Origin of the sequence: uncultured Thiocystis sp., assembly GCF_903866365.1 — a bacterium.
Classification (GTDB): Bacteria; Pseudomonadota; Gammaproteobacteria; order Chromatiales; family Chromatiaceae; genus Chromatium.
This window is the reverse complement of the sequence record NZ_CAIPNF010000278.1, coordinates 1-1,665: the sequence shown is the minus strand read 5'-3', so window position 1 is coordinate 1,665 and position 1,665 is coordinate 1. Positions and strand designations below refer to the sequence as shown.

Genomic DNA, 1,665 nt, shown 5'->3' with positions numbered 1-1,665 from the left:
CTCCGCGCATCGCCCGGTAAAGCGCCAGAACCTCTTCGGTAGGGCCGTGTTTGACAATCTGGCCGTGCTCCATCAGCAATGCCTGTGAGCACATGCCAGAAATCAACTCCTCGGAATGAGAGGAGAGGACAATAATCGAGACCTGGTCGGTAAAGCGTTTCAGACGTTCGCGCGCCTTTTGCAGGAAGCTGGCGTCGCCCGCGCCGATCCCCTCGTCCAGCAATAGAATATCCGGCACGACCGAGGTGGAGACCGCAAAGGCTAGCCGCATCTGCATTCCGGCGGAGTAGGTGCGAATCGGCAGGTCGAGAAAATCCCCCAACTCCGTGAATTCGGCGATCTCATCCAGCCGGGATTTGATCTGCTGACGGGTTAGGCCCAGGAAGAGTCCACGCAGGATGATATTCTCATAGCCGGTGCTTTCCTGGTTCATGCCAAGGCCGATGTCGAACAGTGGGACGGTCGAGCCATGGATCGAGACGTGTCCGCAGTTCGGTTCGTAGATGCCGCCGAGAACCCTTAAAAGGGTGGTTTTTCCGGCACCATTGTGGCCGACCAGCCCGATCCGATCACCGCTTTTCAGCGACAGATTGATGTTCTGTAGCGCCTGAACGATCGAAATCCGCTGCGTGGCTCCATCGGCGCGAATCTGACCGCCGGTCGCGCTTTGAATCAGGCGGTTCTTGAGTGAGCGGGTCGACGAGCTGTAGACCGGAAAGGAGACAGAAACGTTTTCCAGGAGTATCGATGCCACAAGCGTTTCCTTCAAACCCAGTAGGCGATGCGCCACCGGTAGGCCGAGTAAAAAAACAGGGTGATCGCCCATCCCAGGAGCGCCAGCAAGATCACGACCAACCAGTTATCCAGTGCGGGTGGGTGACCCAGCATGGGAGCGCGCGCAATCTCGACCATGTGATATAACGGATTCAGGTGGAGTAATAAGGCGCGTCCCGGTAGCATGTCTGGCCGCCAGATCACCGGCGTGATGAAAAAGAGTACCTGAACGATGCTTCCGATGATCAAGGGAACATCGCGGAAGCGCGCACTCAGAAGACCAAACAACAGCGACATCCACAACCCATTCAGCAGCAGGAGGACAACGGCGGGCAGGAGCCAGAGAAAGTTCCAGTTCAGCTCGACACTGAACCAGAGCGCGACTGCGAAAAAAATCCAGATGTTGTGGGCGAAGGCGATCAGGACAGACCAGAGGCCACGATACGCATAGATGGAGACGGGTGCGTTGAGCTGTCGGATCATGCCTTCCGCAACGATGAACGCTTGGCAGCCGTCAAGGATCATCGTCGAAATCAGCCCCCAGATGACAAAGCCGGCGGCCAGAAAGGGCAGGTATTCGTGGATATCCTGGCCAAAGATTTGGCCGTACAGAAGCCCCAGCGCCAACACCATGACCCCCATCGAGATGGTGATCCAGAAGGGGCCAAGCTTCGAGCGGCGATAGCGCTGGCGGACATCGTGCAGGCCGAGCGTCATCCAGAGTTCGCGGCGTTGCCAGCCCGCGCCGATGTCGCGCAGGGCATTGTCGATGTGTTCGCGGCGCAAGCCGTGACGGAATTGGCTCAGAAGAGGTGATTCGCATTGTTTGGCGTCAGTAGACATCAGGGGTGTCCAATACAAAAGCATGAGTCATGCGGCGGCGGTCGGGTT

2 protein-coding genes are annotated in these 1,665 nt (G+C 57.7%); both read right to left on the bottom strand.

Annotation, left to right across the window (positions count from 1 at the left end; translation table 11 throughout):
- A partial coding sequence (locus QZY07_RS15465) for an ABC transporter ATP-binding protein (protein ID WP_295404552.1) occupies positions 1-754 on the bottom strand: 754 nt, incomplete at its 3' end.
- A gap of 11 nt (positions 755-765) precedes the next feature.
- Positions 766-1,617, bottom strand: coding sequence for an ABC transporter permease (locus tag QZY07_RS15460; RefSeq protein ID WP_295404550.1), 852 nt, complete (start codon positions 1,615-1,617; stop codon positions 766-768).
- Positions 1,618-1,665: the final 48 nt, after the last annotated feature.